The organism is Peteryoungia ipomoeae (assembly GCF_004912165.1).
GTDB lineage: Bacteria > Pseudomonadota > Alphaproteobacteria > Rhizobiales > Rhizobiaceae > Allorhizobium > Allorhizobium ipomoeae.
Map to the genome: position 1 here is coordinate 420,517 of NZ_STGV01000002.1, position 20,588 is coordinate 441,104.

Here is a 20,588-nt window from a genome sequence, read left to right on the forward strand (position 1 = left end):
CCACCGCTCAGATGTCGAGATCGACGAAAAGCGCCGCATGATCGGAGGCCGCATCCTGCGGCCTCTTCAATTCCTCATAGGTGTCCCAGCGTTTCGGCCGGGAGCCCGGCCACATGCCGGTGCGGATCACGCCGCCAGCCTTCACGCGGCTGAACAGTGCGGGCGATAGAAGAATGTAGTCAATCTTGTTGCCAGCGTTACAAAGGCCATAGGTGCCGGGATAACCACCGTCATCGAACTTTGCGTGTTGGAAAACATCTTTCATCGCTCCGGCCTGCAGCAATGGCTGAAGGGGATCGCTGTCCGGCGTGTCGTTGAAGTCACCGATCACTGCGATATGCTGAAACCCCTCGGAGAGCCGCTCGGCACAGATCTCGGCGACCCGAACAGCCTGCGCCCGGCGGCGGCGATTGGCGGCAGCCGTACTGCCATAGCCCTTGCTCTTCAGATGATTGATCAGCACCAGGATCTGTTCTCCATCTGGCAAGGCCACCTCGAACTCGGGGCAGTCTCGCGAGAAGACCAAGCCGTCGCTGCCATCAGGCAAGCGGTCATCGACGTGGCTGCGCATTCTCCCGATGGGATAGGCGGCGCCGGAAAGCAGCCCGACATCAATGCCGCGCTCGTCATTGCCATCAATCAACATGACGTGGCGAAAGGGGCTGCCTGCCACCGCCGGCAGGATTTCATCATTGAAGGCCCTCAGCACTGGGCGGCTTTCAGCCTCAACCACGCCCAGAACATCAGCCTTCAGGTCGCGGATCACACGGGCCGTGTTGTGCATCGCATGTTCATTGATGGGCTCATCACGCAATTCGAGCGAGCCGACCCAATCGGCGCGGCCGGTGGCCGTAATCTCGATCCCGCCGGTTTTGGGTCTTTTGAGGAGGCCACCCCGGTTGCGGCGCAAGATAACAAAAGGCCCGGTGTCGCTCTTTTCCATGCCGAGGGTGATGATCAACTCGGCCATGCGTTTCCGGACGGCGTCGGAATAGACCTGCTCGCCCAGAAGCGAATTCAACTCGGCAAACTGCTCAAGAACCGGGCGACCCTCCGCCCAGGTCTCGAGATTCATTGCCTTCGCGCGATCAAAGAGGTTTTCGACATTATAGACGGCAAGGCGCATGGTACGTCCCCCAAGCTATTCCCGCATCATACCAGGCTTGATTATACGCCTATGACGGGAAAAGCGAAAGAACACCATGAGAGGCTGCAGCGACCCAGGTCAGGTCGCGCAACCGATTTGTCTATCGAAAGTAGACGATTTTGCCGCCGTTCATTGCCGTCTGCACCCAGAGAACGTTTTGCGGCGCGATGCCACGGATGTCGAGAGCGGCACTCAGGCTCGGATCTTCAGCAACCTCACCTTGCGCCCGGGCAAGCGAATTGCCGGTCGGATAACGGGCCTGCAAGGGGTAAGAATGGCGATCATATCCACCGCGGTCGACCTTGATGGCCATGACATTGCCGCCATACTGCTTCCCGAAGAGAATTTCTTTCGGCGTCCAGTTGCCAGCCACGGCTACGCTTGCACTGAAAGTCATCGCAGCCACTGCGGCGGCCAAAGCGATCTTGATGGTCATAGCGTACTCCATTCTAAAACGGGATCTCAACAGCCTCTCCCAGAGATGGATATGGTGTTCGCTACACCATTTTTCGACCGCCATCACGCGTGGTTGATCAGGACAGCGTCTCTTACGCCACCTATCGCTGCTCAGCGTTGGCGCGCCTTACGTGCGGCGTAACGGCGATCACGTTCCGCCTTGCGGGCAGCCTCATCTTCAACGACGCGCGAGATACGGCTATTCTCTGCCAACGCCCTTGCATCGGCTTCGGCACGCGCCGCAAGCTCTGCTGCGGCTTCACGCTCGTCAGCAGCGGCCTTGATAGCCGCCTGTTCGGCCGCCTTCAGGTCTTCACGCTCCGCACGGCGCTGATTGCGCGTTTCAACGATCGCAAGGCGCTCGGCCTGTCGATCCGCGAGTTTAGGCAGGGCTGCTTCCCGCGCAGCCTTGAAGGCTGCAAGCTGGGCCGCCTTGGCGTCGGTGGCGGTATTGCGACGCTCAGATAGTCCATTGTCTCTGCTGAATTTCAAAAGTTGCTCCAGTACTCTTCGTATATCAGGATGTCTTCGCGCGCTTGGCGACGAGAGCGGCCTTGGCGTTTTCGCGATCCTGGCGTTCTTTCGCCAGGCGCGCTTCTCTGAGGCGATTGGTTTTCTCGTCGCGTGACGACGCGATCAGATCGTGCTCTTCAAGTGCACGGCTGCGCGCCAGTGATTGCGACTGGGCCTTGGCAAAAGCAACTTCTGCGACCTGTCGGGACTTACTGATGATATCGTTCATCTCGTCCTCCTTAAACGGTGTATTAAATGAAAAAGGCCAGGCGTTATGCCTGACCTTCCAAGGGATCTTGCTCTCAGCAGTGCCAGTACATCCGTGGTCAAGGGAAAGCGGATCCCAAACGGGTTAGGCAGCCTGAAGGTTGCAGGCAGACATTTTGCCCGACTTGTTGTCGCGCTCCATGTCGTAGGAAAGCTTCTGGCCTTCAACGATTTCGCGCATACCTGCGCGTTCAACCGCCGAAATATGAACGAATGCGTCCGGGCCGCCGTTGTCAGGCTGAATGAAGCCGAAGCCCTTGGTGGAATTGAACCATTTAACTGTGCCAGTGGTCATGATGAACCCTTTCATAGCGCATAGATTTACCCCAGCGCGGCTGCGCTGCGGATCGAATAACGATTTTTGAAAGGAAGGTCCGCTCAATGTGCTGATGCACAAGCCAAATCTAGGCAAACAAATATCGACAACCACTACATAGAATTTAAATTCACTAAAGTCAACCATTGCACAGATTTATTGTGAACGGTGCCAAATTACCTATTTTTCCGACCCTGAAAACTTCGCATAACCTCCACAAATCAGGGGGATTTTCTGCGCACTGAAATCGCAGGCCTGATGGCACAGACAGCAGGCCGGTCGACGCGTTCTAATGAAGCGTCCCTCCCGCGGGTGTTTCGGATCGTGAGGCTATAGGTATCCTGAACTCCGGCGCAATCCGGCCTCAGAAAAGGCTACCCTGACCGGCCGGGGGCTCCGGCTTCCTGAGGGGCTTCATTGCCGCTGACTTCGGCGGCTGGACGACCGGCTCCGGCGGCAGACCTCCCTCGCCCGCGACAGCCCCGACGCGACCATCTGAAAACTCGATCGCAATTGCCTGACCATGAGCAAGCCCCGTTGCGCGCGATACCGGTCGATCGTTCTCATCCCGAATGACTGCATACCCGCGAGCAAGCACATTCTTGTAGGACAGCGACTGCAAGACCCGATCCTGCGCGGTGATTGCCTGGCGGGCGCGACGCAGATCATTGGCAACAGCCGCGTCAACTCGGCGGCCCAGGCTTTCCAAACGGTCTTTCGAGCGATCGGTCATTCCTTTCAGCCGTCCGGGCACGGCCGTCAATGCTGCGTCAAACCGGCCGAGCCTTGTCTTGTTGCGCTCAATCAGACGTTCCACGATGCGTTCGGACAAGGCAGCACGTTCACGCACCCTTTGGCGATGCTCACCGAGACGACGTGCAAGCATGTCGGGCGAAAGCTTGGCGGCCACCCGTTCAAAGCTGCGCCTCTTGTTCAGGGTGTTCAGCTCAAGGCTACGACCGAGATTCGTCGCGACTTCGTCAAAGCGCCGGCGCGGCAGCGCCAGCAATTGATCAAGCGAGGGCAGTGCGCGCACAAGCGCCCGCAGGTTCTGGCGGCGCAAATCCATCTGTCGGGACATTGCACCGGAGTGGCGCGCCCCCAGGGCTGCCAGTTGCGCCTCAAGCTCCGCCCGGACAGGCACCGCCATTTCAGCGGCACCGGTCGGCGTTGGCGCGCGAACATCGGCTGCGTAGTCGATCAAGGTCCAGTCGGTCTCGTGGCCAACCGCCGAAATCAGCGGAATGTCACTCGCCGCTGCTGCGCGGACGACAGCCTCGTCGTTGAAGCTCCAGAGATCCTCGAGGCTGCCGCCACCGCGTGCGACAATCAGCACGTCGGGTCGCGGAATGGGCCCGTCATGCTCCATTGCATTGAAACCATGGATCGCACTCGCCACTTCGTCGCCCGACCCTTCCCCTTGAACCTTGACCGGCCAGACCAGAACATGAACCGGGAAACGATCAGAGATACGATGCAGGATGTCGCGAATGACAGCACCGGTGGGCGAGGTAACCACGCCGATCACCTTTGGCAGGAAAGGCAGCATCTGCTTTCGCGCCGGATCGAAGAGACCTTCTGCCGTGAAGCGGCGCTTGCGCTCCTCGATCAATGCCATCAATGCGCCTGCACCCGCGGGCTCCAGCTGCTCGATAACGATCTGGTACTTCGAGGAACCGGGGAAGGTCGTGATCTTGCCGGTGGCGATCACCTCCATGCCCTCTTCAGGCCGGTATTTAAGCTTGGAGAATGCGCCCTTCCAAACGACCGCATCGATGCGTGCCTTGTCATCCTTCAGGCTGAAATAGGCATGCCCTGAGGAATGCGGGCCGCGATAGCCGGAAATTTCCCCGCGAACCCGGACATGGTCAAAGGCGGTCTCAATGGTACGCTTGATCGAACCCGAGAGTTCCGAAACGGAGAATTCGGTGAGGTTGGTCGGCGAATCGCTGTCGAAGAAATTGCTCATGGCTGATGACTTAGCGCAAAGGCGCACAGGTTTCAGCCCGCTCCGCCGGCACTCAAGTCATTTTCATTGGTTTACGGGAGGACGACGCGGAAAAGCCTCATGGCTGACGGACCGTCGAAGGGCACCGGTACCAGGTACGGAGGCACAGTGCCGGCACCCAGCGCGGCATAGAGTCCATCCGGCTTGCTCATTGCAATGCGCTCTGTCTGACCTTCAGGGCAAAAGACAAGCAGGCTGACATCGCCACCTCGCAGAAAGGCCGCCGCTTCCTTTGGCGTTGAGAGGCCGATATGCAGCTCCGTCAGCATACCCGCCTGGTTACGGTGATAAGGCCCGGTCAAAACCCGGTGATGCGTGTAACGCAGAATGTCCGCTCCCAGGTCCGAAGGCGCCGAGACCGTTCCTGCAGGTTGATTTGCCAGCGCCGCAAAGGCGGCAGAGGTCGCGCAGGCCGCACCGCCTGTCGAAGGCGGAGTCGATACGAACATCTCCTTCAGCCGCGTCGACACACCGGCCGTGCCTTCCACGAAGAGCACTCCGCCCAATGCCCAGACACTCGGCACAGCCAGCAAGGCCGAAAGAGCAAAGAGCAGGCCGGCGCCGAGATTTTCCGGCTCATCATTGTTCTTCTGTCGCAACTGACCGATCAGCGACGACAAGGGGATAATCGCCAGAAGGTTTGAAAAGAAGCTACCACGCACCTGAATGACGGCCACCAGCAGGCTGATGCACAGCATCGCCAAGAGGATCGCATGCTGCGACACGCGATCCCTGTCCATGATCCGAAACACACAGACCGCGACGGCGAACGCGCCGGCTGCGTAGAAGCCTCCAACAGTCGCGACCTCCTCTTGCAGTTGTTGCCACAAGGAACGGGCTTCCACCACACCGCTGAGCCAAAACTCATGAAGCAGAGGATCGAGATCGTTTAGCGGGTTCTGCAGGCATTGCGGTGCCACGACAACGGCCGAACCGGCAACCAGGACACCGATCACCGCAAGGGCGAGCCACCGGCCAATGAACCCGAGACCAGTGGGCAGGAAGGACGCAACAAAAAGGCCTGCGGCACCGGTTGCGAGGATGGCATAGTACCCCACGGACAAGCTATCGCAAGTGACCAATCCGTATTGAGAAGGCGGTATTGTTGCCACGAAAAGCAGCGTCAGACTGACCAGCAGGGCCAGCGAAAAGGCGCGCACCGCAGCATTGAAGCGGGCGCCACGCAACGCCCAGAGGCAGGCAATAATTGCACAGACCACGGCAATCAGCGGCGCTGTTTCGGCACCGATTGCCATGGCGAATGCGCAGGCTACGCCGACCGTCGCGTAGCTACCGATGCGCCAACGCGTGTCGAGCAGGCCGGCTACAATTGCAGCGACGATCACCGCTTGCAGATTGTGGTGATCGATCGATCCGGGCAGAAAGCGGCTGCCCGTAATGATGAAGACGGCGGTCAACATCAGTGAAACATGCATCGCAATCCGGTCATCCAGCCGAAGGGCTGCGATTGCCATGCAGGCCATGAGAGGCAGCGAGAGCAGCAGGGGCCATAAAGCAAGAGCGAAAGCTTCCGCCTGAAGGGCCGGCAGGAATAGGGAAAAGAACGCAATCAGCAGCGCAATCGGTAGATCGACCAGTCGTGACCAGTGCATCAAGGTGCCACCCTCAAGGCCCAAACGATACTGGTTGAGGTCGAACCAGGATTGGCCGGCAAGGAGATCCCTCACCTGCACAAGCCTCATGGTGTCGTCGTTGTCAGAGCCGACATAGTCTCTGAAACCCGGCATATTCAGAAGCAGGACGATGGCAACGGTAATGATCCAGTAGAGGACGACGACCCGGAGGTGCCGTTCCGGCACCCGTGCCCCCGATGAAGAATTGCCAGGTCGGATCTTGTCGGCCACGGCGAATTTCCTCCATGCTCTCTCGATGCCGACGCCGTGTCTTGCAATATTACGCGGCGCCTCCTGCGGCGAAACCTAGCCTTAACCTTCTCAAGAAATAGTAAAGCCGCGCGTGGCCAAAGGGGCCCTCGCACAAGTGATGGGTTTTGCGTTCATGAGTGCATCGGTACACCAAAAGCCGGATATTGCAGTCCTTCTTCCCTGCTACAATGAAGCGGCAACCATTGGCCAGGTCGTACGCGACTTCAAAGAAGCGCTGCCGGACGCGCGCATCTATGTCTATGACAACAATTCAACCGATGGCACGGCTTTGACGGCGATGCTGGCCGGAGCCACCGTTGTGCGTGAGCGCCGCCAGGGCAAAGGCCACGTCGTTCGCCGGATGTTCTGCGATATCGATGCAGACATCTACATCATGGCAGACGGCGATGGCACCTATGGTCCGGCCGACGCCGAAGAACTGATCCGCACGCTGATCACCGAACGCGCCGATATGGTGGTGGGCACCCGCCGTGGCGTCCATGACGATGCCGGTCGCAACGGCCACGCTTTTGGAAACCGTCTGTTCAACGCACTCTACCGCCTGATGTTCGGCAACGACTTCACCGACATCCTGTCAGGCTACCGCGCCTTCTCACGCCGCTATGTGAAAAGCTTCCCCGCCGTATCAGCCGGCTTTGAGATCGAAACGGAAATGTCGGTTCATGCCTCGCGGCTGAAGCTGCCGGTGTGCGAGATCGAACTCGACTACGGTCGCCGGCCTGAAGGCTCGCATTCCAAGCTGTCGACCTTCAAGGATGGCTTCAAGATCCTCTGGATGTTTGCCATGCTGATGAAGGAAACACGGCCCTTTGCCTTTTTCGGGCTTATTTCAGCCGGCCTGATGGGCCTCAGCCTCGGCTTCATGATGCCGGTTCTGTTCGAGTTCTTCACCACGGGCTTCGTTGCCCGCGTGCCCACCTGGATCCTCGCCGTGACACTGATGCTGATGTCCTTCCTGTCATTCACGGCAGCGCTGATCCTCGATTCCGTCGCACGATCACGCGCCGAGCAGTTGCGCATCCACTATCTGACGCTGCCCGCGCTAAGCCCACTCGTTGCGCCGCAACGGAAAACCGAAGCGGCAAAATCCGCTAGATCTTCAAAGTCGAAGACCACCGCTTCGAAGGCTGCATGAAGAAATTCCTGCGTTTTATCGTGGTCGGCGCCACAGGATTTCTGGTCGACATGGGGGTCTTGTGGCTGTTGCTCACGTTCACTCCCCTGGGCCCCTTGGCGGGCCGGGTCATCGCGATTGCACTTGCCCTGCTCTCGACTTGGCAGCTCAACCGCCATTTCACCTTCGGTGCTTCGAAACGAGCGGTTGTCGTTGAGGGCTTCCGCTATGGCTTCATTGGCGCCATCACATCGCTCGTCAATTATGGTGTCTATGCGGGGCTGCTCCTCGCCGCCCCGCTTCTCAGCCCCTATGTCGCCCTGGTCGCCGCCTCGGTGGCGGCGATGCTATTCAGCTTCTTTGGGTATTCCCGCTACGTCTTTCGCCGCTGACGGCAAGCCGCAGCTTACACCGCTTCCCAGCCATCCTTCTCCGATGCGCGGTAGATGGCATCGATCAGCTTCTGGTTTGCTTTTGAGTTTTCGAGCGTGACAATCTCGCCCATCGTGCCGGACACGGCACGGGCAAAGGCTTCTGCCTCCAGCTTGTACTGGCGGCTGTCGGGGAAACGGAAGATCTGTGAAACATTATGTCCGCGATTGGTGAGCTCGACCTCCTCGGCGCCCCAGCGGTCGGCGTTAAACGGCGACTTCACCTCGATGAACCCATCCGTGCCATGGAAAACCATCAATTGGCGATTGGCCATCTGGGTCGAGACATAGAAGTTCAGCTCGAAACCGCCGAAATCTGCCTTTACGCTCGAATAGATGTCCGTGCCGAAGTCCGGATCGCGCTCGATGGTCGACTGGACGCGGACCGGCTCCTTGCCGGTCACAAAACGCGTGGTGATCGTCGGATAGACGCCGATATCGGGGAGCGCGCCGCCGCCAAGCTCCGGAATGTTGCGCATATTGCCGGGGTCGCGGTTGAAGTATGTGAAGGAGCCCTGCACCATCTTCAAAGTGCCGATGGCGCCCTCGGCCAGCAGCTCGCGGACCTTCAGCCAGACTGGTGCATAGGTCACCATGTAGGCTTCTGTGACGAGAACCTTGTTGCGGTCGCGGGCTTCGATGATGGCGTCGATCTCTTCGGCCTTCAGGGCGATCGGCTTTTCGCAGAGCACGTGCTTTCCGGCATTTGCGGCTTTGATCGACCATTCTACATGCTGGGAAGTTGGCAGCGGAATATAGACGGCGTCGATCACATCTGACGCCAGCATCTCCTCGTAGGACCCAAAGGCATGCGGCACGGAGAAGCGGTCGGCCATTTCGCGCGCTCTTTCGAGATCACGGCTTGCAACTGCCGTGACAACGGCATTTTCCGCATCCTGGATGGCGGGAACGACGAGTTCGCGACCGATTTTGGCCGTCGACAGAATTCCGAAACGCAGCATTTGGTGACCTCCCTGAAATGTTAAGGCGGACCTTAGGCGAAGGGGTTCTGCCGTGCAATTGCACCGCGCCGCAATCCCCGTTCAACCGCAGAACACCTGAATGACCCATCTATGAAATTGAATGGTGCATTGAAGGCAGCCGCACTAGTCTTCTCCTGATCAAGTGCAATGAAAGGACATGCCCATGCAAAAACGCGCGCTTGGCCGCACCGGCCTCACCATTGCTCCCGTGGTCTTTGGTGGAAATGTCTTTGGCTGGACAGCCAATGAGAAGACTTCCTTCGACCTGCTGGATCGCTTTTTCGGCGCTGGCTTCGACACGATCGACACGGCGGATGTCTATTCAGCCTGGGTCGACGGGCATCAGGGTGGCGAGAGCGAGACGATCATCGGGAAATGGCTGAAGCGGGGCTATGTCGCGCGTGACAAGGTCACCATCGTGACCAAGGTCGGTTTCGACAACAATGGCGCTAAGACCGGGCTTTCTGCGAGATGGATTGCGGAAGCCGTCGAGGGCTCGCTGAAACGGCTTGGAACCGACTATATCGACCTTTACCTCGCGCATAAACCGGATAACGACGTCCCCATCGAGGAGACTCTCACGGCGTTTTCGCGCCTGAAGGACGAGGGTAAGATCCGCGCGATTGGCTGCTCCAACTATGATGCCACACAGCTTCAGGCCTCGCTCGATGCCGCCGCGCGCAACGGACTGCCACGCTTTGACGTTCTGCAGCCCGAATACAATCTCTACACGCGCGACCGGTTCGAAGGCCCGATCCGGGATCTCTGCCTCGCCGAAGACATCGGCGTGATCAGCTATTATGCGCTGGCGGCAGGTTTCCTCACCGGCAAATATCGCGTGAAGGCCGACACCGAAGGAGCTGCCCGCTCCTACCGGGTCGGCGACTATCTGGACGCGCGCGGTCTCTCCATCCTTGCCGCGCTGGATCAGGTTGCAGCGGAAACCGGCACCACTCAGGCGACCGTCGCCATCGCCTGGGTCGCGGCACGGCCGGGCATCACCGCACCGATCGCGTCTGCCACCAGCCTCAGACAGCTCGACAGCATGATTGCTGCTGCCACGCTTAAGCTGACGCCAGTTCAAATGGACTTGCTCAACAAGGCGGGAGAGTGACCATGCAATATCGAAAACTCGGGTCTTTGACCACATCCAGCCTTGGCCTCGGCTGCATGGGCATGAGCCATGCCTATGGCACCAATCTCGATGACGCTTCCGCGCAGGCGCTGTTTGACAGAGCCATCGACCTCGGCGTGACCTTCTTTGACACCGCCGAGGTCTACGGCCCCTTTACCAACGAGGAACTGGTGGGCAGAGGCCTGAGGAAGCACCAGGACAAGGCGGTCATCGCCACGAAGTTCGGCTTCACCATTGGCGACGCAGAAAAGGCGGCGCGCCCGTCCGGTCTCGACAGTCGGCCGGAAAGGGTGCGCGCAGTCGCTGAAGCCTCGTTGAAGCGGCTCGGCATAGAGACGATCGACCTCTTGTACCAGCACCGGGTCGACCCCGAGGTCCCGATCGAAGAGACGGTCGGCGCGATGGCGGATCTGGTGAAGGAGGGCAAGGTCAAGGCGCTGGGCCTATCCGAGGCAAGCGCAACCACCTTGCGCCGGGCCCATGCGACCCATCCCATCGCCGCCATCCAGAGCGAATATTCTCTCTGGACACGCGATCCCGAAACGAATGGTGTGCTGGACACGTGCCGCGACCTTGGTATCGGCTTCGTACCCTTTTCGCCGCTCGGCCGCGGCATGCTGACGGGCGCCTTGAAAGATCTCTCCAAGCTGAGCGAGAGCGATTTCCGCCGCGGCCTTCCGCGTTTCGACCAGGAGAATTTCGACGCCAATCTCGCGCTGGTCAGTGCTCTCGAAAACATGGCCGCGGAAAAGGGTGTGGCTCCGGGTCAATTGGCACTTGCCTGGGTTATTGCCCAAGGCGATTTCATCGTACCGATCCCGGGAACGACCAAAATCGCCAATCTGGAAAGCAATGTTGCCGCCACCGAGATCATGCTGAGCCCTGCCGATATCGCCGCCCTTGGTTCAATCGTTGCACCTGAAAAAGTCGCTGGCGCGCGCTACAACGAAGCGATGTCAAAAATGGCGGGGCGCTAAAGGCCTCAAGATGCAAAACGCCGGCTGGCGGCGACGCACAAGACGACAAGCAGGGCCGTGACCAGCATGGAAGGGCTGACCTTCTCCTGCAGCAGCCCGGCCGCCAGCACAAAGCCGAGGAAGGGTTGGAGCAGCTGCAGCTGCCCGACAGAGGCGATGCCGCCGAGGGCGAGGCCGCGATACCAGAAGATGAAGCCGATCATCATGCTGAACAGTGAGACGTAGGCCAGCGCCAGCCATCCAGATGTCGAAACATCAGCCAGGGTCTCCGGCATGGTCCAGAGTGCCAGCGGCAGCATGACCGGCATTGAAACCACCAGCGCCCAGCTGATCACCTGCCAGCCGCCGAGGCGACGCGACAGGCGCGCACCCTCGGCATACCCGAGGCCGCAGGCGAGGATCGCCGCGATCATCATTCCGGCACCGGACAAGGCCATATCAGCCGTCGTCGAGAGCGCAAAACCCGCGACCAGCGCCGCGCCCATGACGGAGAACATCCAGAAGGCCAGAGAGGGCCGCTCACCAGCGCGCAACACACCGAACAACGCCGTGCAGAGCGGCAAGAGGCCGATGAAAACGATCGACTGGGCGGAGTTGATGCTCTGTAGCGCGATCGCGGTCAAAAGAGGGAAACCCACCACCACCCCGAGCGCGATAGTTACCAGTGATGGCAGATCGCTGCGCAGCGGTCGCTTCTGCCGTAAAACCACAAGCACTGCGGCGCCGAGAACAGCCGCGATGACGGCCCGGGCGGAGGTTAAAAACAGAGGAGCAAAATCGGCGAGGCCCACTCGTGTTGCCGGCAGAGATCCGCTGAAGATCAACACACCGACAAAGCCACTGGCCCATGCCTTCCACGAGGTCGTCATCTGTATCTCCGTTTTCCAATGCTCCCGTATTGCCCCGTTTGGGCCTGGCATCTCCAGAGACAATGCAATACAATTTTGACAAACTGTATTGATAACGAAAGCCATACAGATGAACGAGTACGTACGGCCATCGGAGCCACCAGCATCACGCACCGAACTTGTCATGGGCGATATTCGCGGACGCATTGGCGGGGGAAAGCTTGCCCCCAATGATCGGCTACCCTCGATCCGGCAACTCGCGGCAAGCCTTTCTGTCTCGCCCTCCACAGTCGTCGAGGCCTATGACAGGCTAGCAGCCGAAGGCCTCATCCGGGCCCGCCCCGGTTCCGGCTTCTTCGTTACCGAGGCCGGCCGCACGTCCGCACCGCTCGTTCGCCTGGAGCCGCCCCGCGCTGCGGAGGTCGACCCCTTCTGGGTGGCACGCCAAGCGCTCGATGCCGATCCCGGAACGTCGAAGCCCGGTTGCGGCTGGCTGCCGCCGGACTGGATGCCGACGGCGCTCCTGCATGCCGGCATGCGCACCGTGCTGCGCCAGGCGACGAGCTTGACGACCGACTACGGACCCTCCCGCGGCAGTGCGGCGCTACGACGTTTCGTGGAAACGCGGCTACGTCAGCAGTCGATTGCGCTCGCCGACGATCAGATCCTGCTTGCCGGCTCCGCGACCCAGGCGCTCGATCTCGTCTGCCGGCTGCTCTTGCGCCCCGGCGACAGGGTGATCGTCGATGATCCCTGCTACTTCAATTTCCAAACGCTGCTGCGCGCACACCAGGCGATCGCAGTGCCTGTAGCCTATACGCAAAACGGGCCTGATATTTCCGCCTTTGAGGCGGCGGTCCTGCGTGAAGCGCCGCGACTTTATCTGACCAATTCCGGCCTGCACAATCCGACGGGTGCGACGCTCTCGCCGCAAGTCGCCCACCAGCTGCTCGGTATTGTCTCCCGCGCAGACATGCTGGTCGTTGAAGACGATATCTTCGCCGATTTCGAACCCGAACCGGCCATCACGCTCGCGACCCTGGACGGGCTTTCCCGTGTCATCCGCATCGGTAGCTTCTCAAAAACCATCTCCGCCTCATTGCGGGCAGGTTTCATCGCAGCCGATGCCGAGCGGATCCGCCTACTGACCGACCTGCAGGTCGCCATTCAGTTCGGCGGGCCGAGCCAAGTCGCGACCGAGACGATCCATAGCGTGCTTGCAAGCGGCGGCTATCGAAAATACCTCGACCACTTACATCGACGGCTCGACACAGAACGACGCGCGACCGCAAGACGCCTTGGCGAACTCGGCGTTGAACCCGTGCTCATGCCGCGTGGCGGGCCCTATCTCTGGTGTCGGATGCCGCAAGGTGTCAGTTCCACCGCTCTCGCGCAGGCCGCACTGCCACAAGGTGTGGTGTTGGCACCCGGCAACGTTTTCAGTCCATCGCTGTCATCGGATAACTTCATGCGATTCAACGTCGCACATATGGGCGATGCGCGTCCGTTTCGTGTGCTGGAGCGGGCACTGAAGACCTTGGCGCATGGGTGAAAACGGAGGCTTGACGCCAGCGACGCATTAACATGACTTTTTCTATCTTGTTTGAAAGGGCATTTGGCAGTACGTGGCTGCCATCGAATTTTCCAGGATGCTCCCATGATCAAATTTCCTTCCGCACTTCTCGCCGTGGGCGTCGCTGCCTGCAGCTTCGTGGCGACATCCGCCGCAGCGGCGACGCAGTACCCTCTGACGATCAAGAATTGCGGCATCGACGTCACCTTCGCAAAGGCACCGGAGCGTGCGATCGGCCTTGGCCAGAACAGCGCGGAAATCCTCCTCATGCTCGGCCTCGAAGGCAAGATGGCCGGTACGGCCTTCTGGCCGAGCAAGGTCCTGCCGGAATTGGCTGAGGCGAACGAGAAGGTGAAGCTCCTTACCGTCGAATTCCCGACCTTCGAATCCATGCTCGCGGAAAACCCCGATTTTGTTGCCGCCGCCCTGCCGAGCCTGATTGGACCGGACAGCAAGGTCGCCAAGCGCGAAGACTTCACCAAGCTCGATATCCCGACCTATCTCTCGCCCAGCACCTGCCTTGCGAAGAAGGACGATACCGATCTCTACGGCGCCCGTGACAAGCTCTGGAGCATGGACATCCTCTACCAGGAGATCGACGAACTCGCGCAGATCTTTGACGTCGCCGATCGCGGCCAGACGCTGATCGCTGACTTGAAGGCACGCGAGGCGGCGCTTCGCGCTTCCGTACCGGCGTCGGGTGAGAAGCTTTCCTATGTTTTCTGGTTCTCCAGCCCGTCACCTTCCGCAGATGCCTATCTCGGTGGCAAGAACGGTGCGTCCGGCTATATCGCCGACGTGCTCGGTGGCGTGAACGCAATCGATACGGAAGCCGAATGGCCGGCGCTGGGCTGGGAGAGCATCATCGCCTCCAATCCCTCCGTCATCGTCGTCGCCAGCCTCGACCGTAACCGCTGGGAACTCGACAAGCCGGAAGCCAAGATTGCCTTCCTCACGTCTGATCCGGCGACCAGCCAGATGCCGGCCGTCAAGAACAATGCCATCGTTGTCATGGACGGCCAGGCGATGAACCCGACGATCCGCACCATATTCGGCGCCGAGCAGGTTGCCGAGCAGCTGAAGGCACGTGGTCTGATCAAGTGAGGCAGTCGGCAGGTGCAGCGCAGGTGTTTCGCGTTTTAGCGCTCGTCGCGCTGTCGCTGACTGCCGTCATTTTCGTGGTGGCATTGAGTGTCGGGATTGGCGATCTGCCGATCCCGATCATTACCACATTCCTTGCGATTTCCAACAAGCTCGGCTGGACGACAGCCGAGCTCAATCGCATCCATGAAGCGGTCATCTGGGATTACCGGCTGAGCCGCGCGCTGGTCGCTGCCTTCTGCGGTGCGGGTCTGGCAATCTCGGGCGCAATCATGCAGTCGCTGCTGCGCAATCCTCTGGCCGAACCCTATGTGCTCGGCATTTCTGCCGGCGCATCCACCGGTGCTGTCAGCATCGTCATTCTCGGCTTCGGCTCCGGAGCGGTCTCCCTGTCTGCCGGTGCCTTTGCCGGCGCCTTTGCCGCCTTCCTGTTCGTGGCCCTACTCTCCAACGGCACGCGCGGCGGCGCAGACAGGACCATTCTTGCAGGCGTTGCCGCCTCGCAGCTCTTCAATGCCGCCACCTCCTACATCGTGACGACCGCAGGCAATGCCCAGCAAGCGCGCGATGTCATGTTCTGGCTGCTCGGCAGCTTCGGTGGCGTTCGCTGGCCGGAATTCGCTCTAGTCTCCCTCGTCGTCGGGCTCGGGCTTGTCGCCTGTCTCGCCTATTCGCGCATTCTTGACGCGTTTGCCTTCGGTGACGAGGCCGCCGCAGCACTCGGCGTCAATGTCGGTCGCGCCCGGCTTGCCCTGTTCTGTCTGACCGCCATGTTGACCGCGACGATCGTCAGCATGGTCGGCTCGATCGGCTTTGTCGGGCTCGTCATTCCGCATGCCGCGCGTTTCGTTGTAGGTCCGCTGCATATCCGGCTCCTGCCGGCCTGCGCGATCGGCGGGGCCATTTTCATGGTGCTCGCCGACATCGCCTCGCGGATCCTGGTGCCGCAGCAGGTACTGCCAATCGGTGTCGTGACCGCGCTCGTGGGCGTACCGGTCTTTTCCATCATCCTCTATCGTTTCCAGCGTCCAACATGAGCATCACGGCTGACACCATCACCTGGAAGATCGGATCGAAGACCATTCTCGAAAAGGTAAGTTTTGCCGCACGCCCGGGCGAAATGCTTGGCCTGCTCGGCCCGAACGGCTCGGGCAAGACCTCGCTGCTGCGGCTGCTCGCCGGCTTGAAGCGCCCCCATTCCGGCACGGTCAGTCTGGACGGGCGCGACATACAGTCGATTTCCCGCAAAACGATCGCCCAGCGCGTCGCCTTTGTCGAACAACACGCGACGACCAACGCCAATCTGAGGGTGGTGGACGTTGTCAAGCTTGGGCGCTTTCCACATCGTTCGATGTTCTCCGCCTGGACACATGAGGACGAGATGGCCGTCGAACAGGCCCTCGAGCGCGCCGGCATGGCGTCCAAACGCGATCACACGTGGCAGAGCCTGTCCGGCGGGGAGCGACAACGCGCGCATATCGCACGGGCCCTGGCACAGACGCCCAGAGAAATCATTCTCGACGAGCCAACCAACCATCTCGACGTGCAGCACCAGATCGCGCTTCTGTCGCTGATCTCCGATCTGCCGCTCACCAGCGTGATCGCCTTGCACGATCTCAATCACGCGGCGATGTTCTGCGACCGGTTGATGGTGCTCAAGGAAGGGTCCGTCGTCGCCTGCGGCACACCGGAGGAGGTGTTGACGACCGAACTTCTGCGTGATGTTTTCTCGATCGATGCTCATGTCGAACTATCGGCGCATCACGGCCGTCCGCTGATCCAGTTCAAACGCTCGGACCGACGCAAACGAGGTGCTTGAACGCATCTCCGCTCAATCCCGGGTGAAGTGATCTGGCTGGAATTCCGACACAGGTGCGCCCGGCCTTAAACCGCCCTTAAGCTTGCATAACACATCCCTAAAGCACCCCTAAATTGCACTGGTTGTTCCTGATTTTGGCCAGACGTAGTGTGGCCACGGCTGCAGGGAGGCATCCAACACAGCGCAGCCAAAAATCCCAATCCACCTTTCATCTGAGGAGATATGGCATGGACACGCTCACGCAATCCGTCATCGCCCAGACTTACTGGGATAAGGGCCTTAAGTATTTCAAGGCCGGGGATGATGCCACGACCGCCATTCAGAATCTCTACTTCGATTGGAGGCCGCCTTTCGACCTTAACTCCCTGGCTGCAATCATCGGCGCCCTTTATGCGAACAACTATTGGGCAGCGAACCAAAGCGAAGGTCAGCGCATGTCGGTCACCACACTGGCCTATGACATCAGCGCCGCCATCGGCATCAACATCAGCGACGCCACCAGGGCCGCACAATTCGCCTTCTCGCGCTGGTACGGGCTCTTTGTCCGCGCCAACACCAACAACAGTGGCGAGATCCCGAAGGCGGGCACGCTGACCGCAAGCCCCGACGTGCTGGTCAATGGCAATTCGCCGCTGTCACCGCGCCTGATCATCACCAACTGGAACCAGGCGACCTGGGGACCGCAGCCCAATCTGAAGAATTATGCCTATGGCCGGGCACAGAGCCTGAACATCGGCGTCAGCATCACGGCGCCGACCTGCAGCATGTACTATACCGATGCCGGCTTCCTGCCGCCGCCAAGCAGCTGGAACAAGGTCTTCACCTTCGACGACCAGAACCCGACATCGCCCTTCGTCGATATCAGCGGTGCAACGACGCTGACGCCGCAGACCCGGGCCGCAACGAAAGACGCGTTCGGCGTCAATTTCCCCGGCAGCGGCCACTATTGCATGATCACCGCCGCCTCAAGCGAGTTCTTTACCAATGCGCCGGATGCGGGCCAGGGCAACTGGAACTCAACAACCTGGTTGCAATATAACGGTGCGGCCGGCTGGCACAACATCGACGTTTCCCAGACCGGCAAGGCGACACTGAAGTTCTACAATCAGGACAGCACGGCGGAACGGTTCGTCTTCGAGGCGCATTGCGTCAACATGGATGAAGGTGGAAGGGTTTCGATGGCGGTATCCGGCCTGATGCCCACGACCGAAGCGAAGATACATCAGAAGTATCAGGTGGTTAGAGCTGAGGTCGAAATCCCTGCCAACTTTACCGGCGAACTTGAAGTCGATTTTGGCAAGCTCCCGCCGAATGCCGCGATTACCTTCTACAAATACTGGGTGGTCACCAAGGGGCATGAACACCACCGGGCCGCCGCCGTCATGCGTCAAGACCTCCGTGCGGCCGTCAACATGGAGCCGGTTCTCCTGCCGATGGGCGACTTCACCTTCGTCGGATCGATGTAACCCACCCCTATTGCCATAAGGCCAGCGATGGCCGCGCTAGGCTAAAAACAAAAGCGCCCCTTGGGAAAGGGGCGCTTCGTGTCTTTCGCGAGATCAGGTCACCTAGCGCCGCAGGCTGCCGCCAGTCGACTTCTCGACATTTGCGACGATCTTCTTCGTCAGCGCATCGAAATCCTCATCCGTCAGGGTCTTATCGGATGGCTGGATCAACACTTCGATCGCCACGGACTTCTTGCCTTCACCCACCGATGCGCCTTCGAAGATGTCGAAAACATTGACACCCGTCACCAGCTTACGGTCGGCGCTCGTGGCGGCCTTGATTATGGCGCCGGCTTCTACCGATTTCTCGACGACAAAGGCGAAATCTCGCTTCACCACCTGGAATGGCGACAGTTCCAGTGCTGGCTTGGTGCGGGTTGCCTTCTTTTTGGGGTCAGGCAGGGCATCGACATAGATTTCGAAGCCGCACAGCGCACCGGAAACGTCGAGTGCTTCCAGCGTCTTCGGGTGGAACTCGCCGAAGCTGCCGAGGATGACCTTGGGACCGGCCTTGATCGTGCCGGAACGACCCGGATGATACCATTCCGGCCCACCCTGCTCGATCTGGACATTGCTCATCGGAATGCCGCAGGCTTCAAGCACGGCGAGTGCATCGGCCTTGGCATCGAAGACGTCGACGGACTTGCCGCCGCCCTTCGCGTGGTTCGACCACATGCGACCAGCGCCGGCGATCGAGGCCGTGCCGCGGCGCGCACCGCCGGCAACGCGGCGCTGCGTATCCGGCGTATCGCCCTCATAGGTACCGGAGACTTCGAAGATCGCCACGTCACCAAAGCCGCGGTCGGCATTGCGCTGGGCCGCCGTCAGCAGGCCGGGCAGCAGCGAGGGACGCATATCCGACATGTCGGCCGCGATCGGATTGACCAGCTTCAACGCGTCGCTGCCACCGCCAAAGAGCTTGGCATGATCTGCGGGGATGAAGGACCAGGTAACCGCCTCCAGCATGCCACGCGAGGCGAGCGCCCGGCGGGCGGAACGGGTGCGGATCTGCAGCGTGGTCAGGATCTTGCCGTTGACCGAACCGGTCGGCGGCAGCGGCTCGGGCTTGATGTTGTCAACGCCATGCATGCGCATGACCTCTTCCACCAGATCGGCCTTGCCATCAACATCAGGACGCCAGGACGGCACGGAGACCTTGGCTGAGGTCTCGTCGCCCGAGAGGATCTCGAAGCCGAGGGAGGTCAGGATCTGGCGTGACTCATCGTTGGAAACGGTAAGGCCCGTCAAACGCTTCACTTCCGAATAGGGGAAGTCGACCACCTTCTTCTGGTGACCCTTGTAGCCTTCCACTTTCCTTTCTGCCGCTGTACCCCCGCACATCTCGATCACGAGTTCGGTGGTGCGTTCCAGACCCGGAACCATATATTCCGGGTCAACGCCGCGCTCGAAACGATAACGTGCATCGGTGATGATGCCATGGGCGCGGCCGGTCTTGGCGATGTTGATCGGGTCCCAGAGTGCGGACTCGATCAGCACATTGACGGTGTTCTCATCGCAGCCCGAATGCTCGCCGCCCATGATGCCGCCGATGGACTCGGGGCCGATATCGTCAGCGATGACGACATTGTTCGGGTTCAGCTTGTAGGTACGGGTGTCGAGCGCGAGGATCTCCTCGCCTTCCTTCGCCCGGCGCACGACAAGCGCGCCCTTGACCTTGTCCGCGTCGAAGACATGCATCGGCCGACCCTGGTCGAAGGTCATGTAGTTGGTGACGTCGACGAGTGCCGAGATCGGACGAAGGCCGATCGACAGCAGGCGCTGCTGCATCCATTTCGGGCTCGGGCCATTCTTCACACCGCGCACGAGGCGGTAGGCGAAGCCGGGGCAGAGATGGTCTTCCAGCTCGAGCTTCACCTCATGCGGCGTCTCGCCCTCGATCTTGAAGCCAGGCGCCTTCGGGGCCTTGAGCGTGCCAAGGCCGGAGGCTGCGAGATCGCGGGCGATGCCGAAGACGCTGGTGCAGTCCGGACGGTTCGGCGTCAGGTTGATCTCGATGACCGGATCGTCGAGGCCGGCATAGGAGGCAAACGAGGTGCCAACAGGCGCATCCTCGGGCAGGTCGATGATGCCGTTGTGATCCTCGGAAATGTTGAGCTCCTTTTCGGAGCACATCATGCCGTGGCTTTCGACACCGCGGATCTTGCCGACCGAGAGCGTCACGTCGATGCCAGGCACGTAGGTGCCTGGGCGGGCGAGCGCACCGACCATGCCGGCGCGGGCGTTCGGCGCACCGCAGACGATCTGCACCGGCTTGCCGTCACCGGCATCGACAGTGAGGACCTTGAGCCGGTCCGCTTCCGGATGCTTTTCCGCTGTCAGGATCTTGGCGATGACGAAGGGCTTGTAGGCCGCCTTGTCGTCGACGTCCTCGACCTCAAGGCCGATCGCGGTCAGGCGCTCGCAAATTTCCTTGAGCGTGGCGTCGGTTTCCAGGTGATCCTTCAGCCAGGAGAGTGTGAATTTCATT

19 protein-coding genes are annotated in these 20,588 nt (G+C 60.2%); 9 read left to right on the plus strand and 10 right to left on the minus strand.

Going from position 1 to position 20,588, the window contains the following annotated elements:
• Positions 1-7: 7 nt before the first annotated feature.
• The 7 genes from FAA97_RS08485 to FAA97_RS08515 all read right to left on the minus strand — a co-directional run bounded on the left by FAA97_RS08485 (position 8) and on the right by FAA97_RS08515 (position 6,572).
• Entirely contained in the window at positions 8-1,126 is a 1,119-nt protein-coding gene (locus FAA97_RS08485; RefSeq protein ID WP_136598097.1) for an endonuclease/exonuclease/phosphatase family protein, read from the minus strand.
• 121 nt (positions 1,127-1,247) lie between these two features.
• Positions 1,248-1,583 carry a hypothetical protein gene (locus FAA97_RS08490; protein WP_136598098.1) on the minus strand — a complete coding sequence of 112 codons (336 nt, stop codon included), beginning with the start codon at positions 1,581-1,583 and terminating at the stop codon, positions 1,248-1,250.
• Positions 1,584-1,714: 131 nt separating this feature from the next.
• A complete protein-coding gene (locus tag FAA97_RS08495) occupies positions 1,715-2,095 on the minus strand; it encodes a DUF6481 family protein (RefSeq protein WP_136598099.1) in 381 nt (126 codons plus the stop codon).
• A 25-nt stretch (positions 2,096-2,120) separates the two neighbouring features.
• Positions 2,121-2,345, minus strand: coding sequence for a hypothetical protein (locus FAA97_RS08500; RefSeq protein ID WP_136598100.1), 225 nt, complete (start codon positions 2,343-2,345; stop codon positions 2,121-2,123).
• A 123-nt stretch (positions 2,346-2,468) separates the two neighbouring features.
• Positions 2,469-2,678 (minus strand): cold-shock protein, encoded by a 210-nt coding sequence (locus tag FAA97_RS08505; protein WP_006726525.1) that lies wholly within the window; start codon positions 2,676-2,678, stop codon positions 2,469-2,471.
• A 385-nt stretch (positions 2,679-3,063) separates the two neighbouring features.
• Positions 3,064-4,668, minus strand: coding sequence for an exodeoxyribonuclease VII large subunit (gene xseA / locus FAA97_RS08510; RefSeq protein ID WP_136598101.1), 1,605 nt, complete (start codon positions 4,666-4,668; stop codon positions 3,064-3,066).
• Between the two features lie 71 nt (positions 4,669-4,739).
• The gene (locus tag FAA97_RS08515) at positions 4,740-6,572 is read right to left on the minus strand and encodes a hypothetical protein (RefSeq protein WP_136598102.1); all 1,833 of its coding nucleotides are present in this window, start codon (positions 6,570-6,572) and stop codon (positions 4,740-4,742) included.
• 154 nt (positions 6,573-6,726) lie between these two features.
• On the opposite strand from FAA97_RS08515, the gene FAA97_RS08520 reads away from it, so the two are divergent.
• Both FAA97_RS08520 and FAA97_RS08525 read left to right on the plus strand, forming a co-directional pair.
• Entirely contained in the window at positions 6,727-7,749 is a 1,023-nt protein-coding gene (locus FAA97_RS08520) for a glycosyltransferase (protein ID WP_246041372.1), read from the plus strand.
• Complete coding sequence (locus tag FAA97_RS08525; protein WP_136598103.1) at positions 7,746-8,120, plus strand: GtrA family protein; 375 nt, start codon at positions 7,746-7,748, stop codon at positions 8,118-8,120. The genes FAA97_RS08520 and FAA97_RS08525 overlap by 4 nt, the downstream gene beginning before the upstream one ends.
• Positions 8,121-8,134: 14 nt before the next feature.
• Here FAA97_RS08525 and FAA97_RS08530 read toward each other — a convergent pair whose 3' ends face one another.
• Complete coding sequence (locus FAA97_RS08530) at positions 8,135-9,121, minus strand: Gfo/Idh/MocA family protein (RefSeq protein WP_136598104.1); 987 nt, start codon at positions 9,119-9,121, stop codon at positions 8,135-8,137.
• 184 nt (positions 9,122-9,305) lie between these two features.
• On the opposite strand from FAA97_RS08530, the gene FAA97_RS08535 reads away from it, so the two are divergent.
• Both FAA97_RS08535 and FAA97_RS08540 read left to right on the plus strand, forming a co-directional pair.
• On the plus strand, positions 9,306-10,256 hold the full coding sequence (locus tag FAA97_RS08535) for an aldo/keto reductase (RefSeq protein ID WP_136598105.1): 951 nt from the start codon (positions 9,306-9,308) through the stop codon (positions 10,254-10,256).
• 2 nt (positions 10,257-10,258) lie between these two features.
• Complete coding sequence (locus tag FAA97_RS08540) at positions 10,259-11,254, plus strand: aldo/keto reductase (RefSeq protein WP_136598106.1); 996 nt, start codon at positions 10,259-10,261, stop codon at positions 11,252-11,254.
• A 5-nt stretch (positions 11,255-11,259) separates the two neighbouring features.
• Here FAA97_RS08540 and FAA97_RS08545 read toward each other — a convergent pair whose 3' ends face one another.
• Positions 11,260-12,123: a DMT family transporter gene (locus FAA97_RS08545; RefSeq protein ID WP_136598107.1), complete on the minus strand. Its 864-nt coding sequence runs from the start codon at positions 12,121-12,123 to the stop codon at positions 11,260-11,262.
• A 109-nt stretch (positions 12,124-12,232) separates the two neighbouring features.
• Here FAA97_RS08545 and FAA97_RS08550 point away from each other — a divergent pair, with 109 nt between their 5' ends.
• The 5 genes from FAA97_RS08550 (at position 12,233) to FAA97_RS08570 (ending at position 18,061) form a co-directional block, all read left to right on the plus strand.
• Entirely contained in the window at positions 12,233-13,654 is a 1,422-nt protein-coding gene (locus tag FAA97_RS08550; RefSeq protein WP_246041373.1) for an aminotransferase-like domain-containing protein, read from the plus strand.
• 105 nt (positions 13,655-13,759) lie between these two features.
• Positions 13,760-14,779 (plus strand): ABC transporter substrate-binding protein, encoded by a 1,020-nt coding sequence (locus FAA97_RS08555; RefSeq protein WP_136598108.1) that lies wholly within the window; start codon positions 13,760-13,762, stop codon positions 14,777-14,779.
• Between the two features lie 23 nt (positions 14,780-14,802).
• Positions 14,803-15,813 (plus strand): FecCD family ABC transporter permease, encoded by a 1,011-nt coding sequence (locus tag FAA97_RS08560; protein WP_246041374.1) that lies wholly within the window; start codon positions 14,803-14,805, stop codon positions 15,811-15,813.
• Positions 15,810-16,595, plus strand: coding sequence for an ABC transporter ATP-binding protein (locus FAA97_RS08565; RefSeq protein ID WP_136598110.1), 786 nt, complete (start codon positions 15,810-15,812; stop codon positions 16,593-16,595). The genes FAA97_RS08560 and FAA97_RS08565 overlap by 4 nt, the downstream gene beginning before the upstream one ends.
• 227 nt (positions 16,596-16,822) lie before the next feature.
• Entirely contained in the window at positions 16,823-18,061 is a 1,239-nt protein-coding gene (locus tag FAA97_RS08570; RefSeq protein WP_136598111.1) for a hypothetical protein, read from the plus strand.
• A gap of 102 nt (positions 18,062-18,163) precedes the next feature.
• Here the strand turns inward: FAA97_RS08570 and pheT are convergent, their stop codons facing one another.
• Complete coding sequence (pheT, locus tag FAA97_RS08575; protein WP_136598112.1) at positions 18,164-20,587, minus strand: phenylalanine--tRNA ligase subunit beta; 2,424 nt, start codon at positions 20,585-20,587, stop codon at positions 18,164-18,166.
• Position 20,588: the final 1 nt, after the last annotated feature.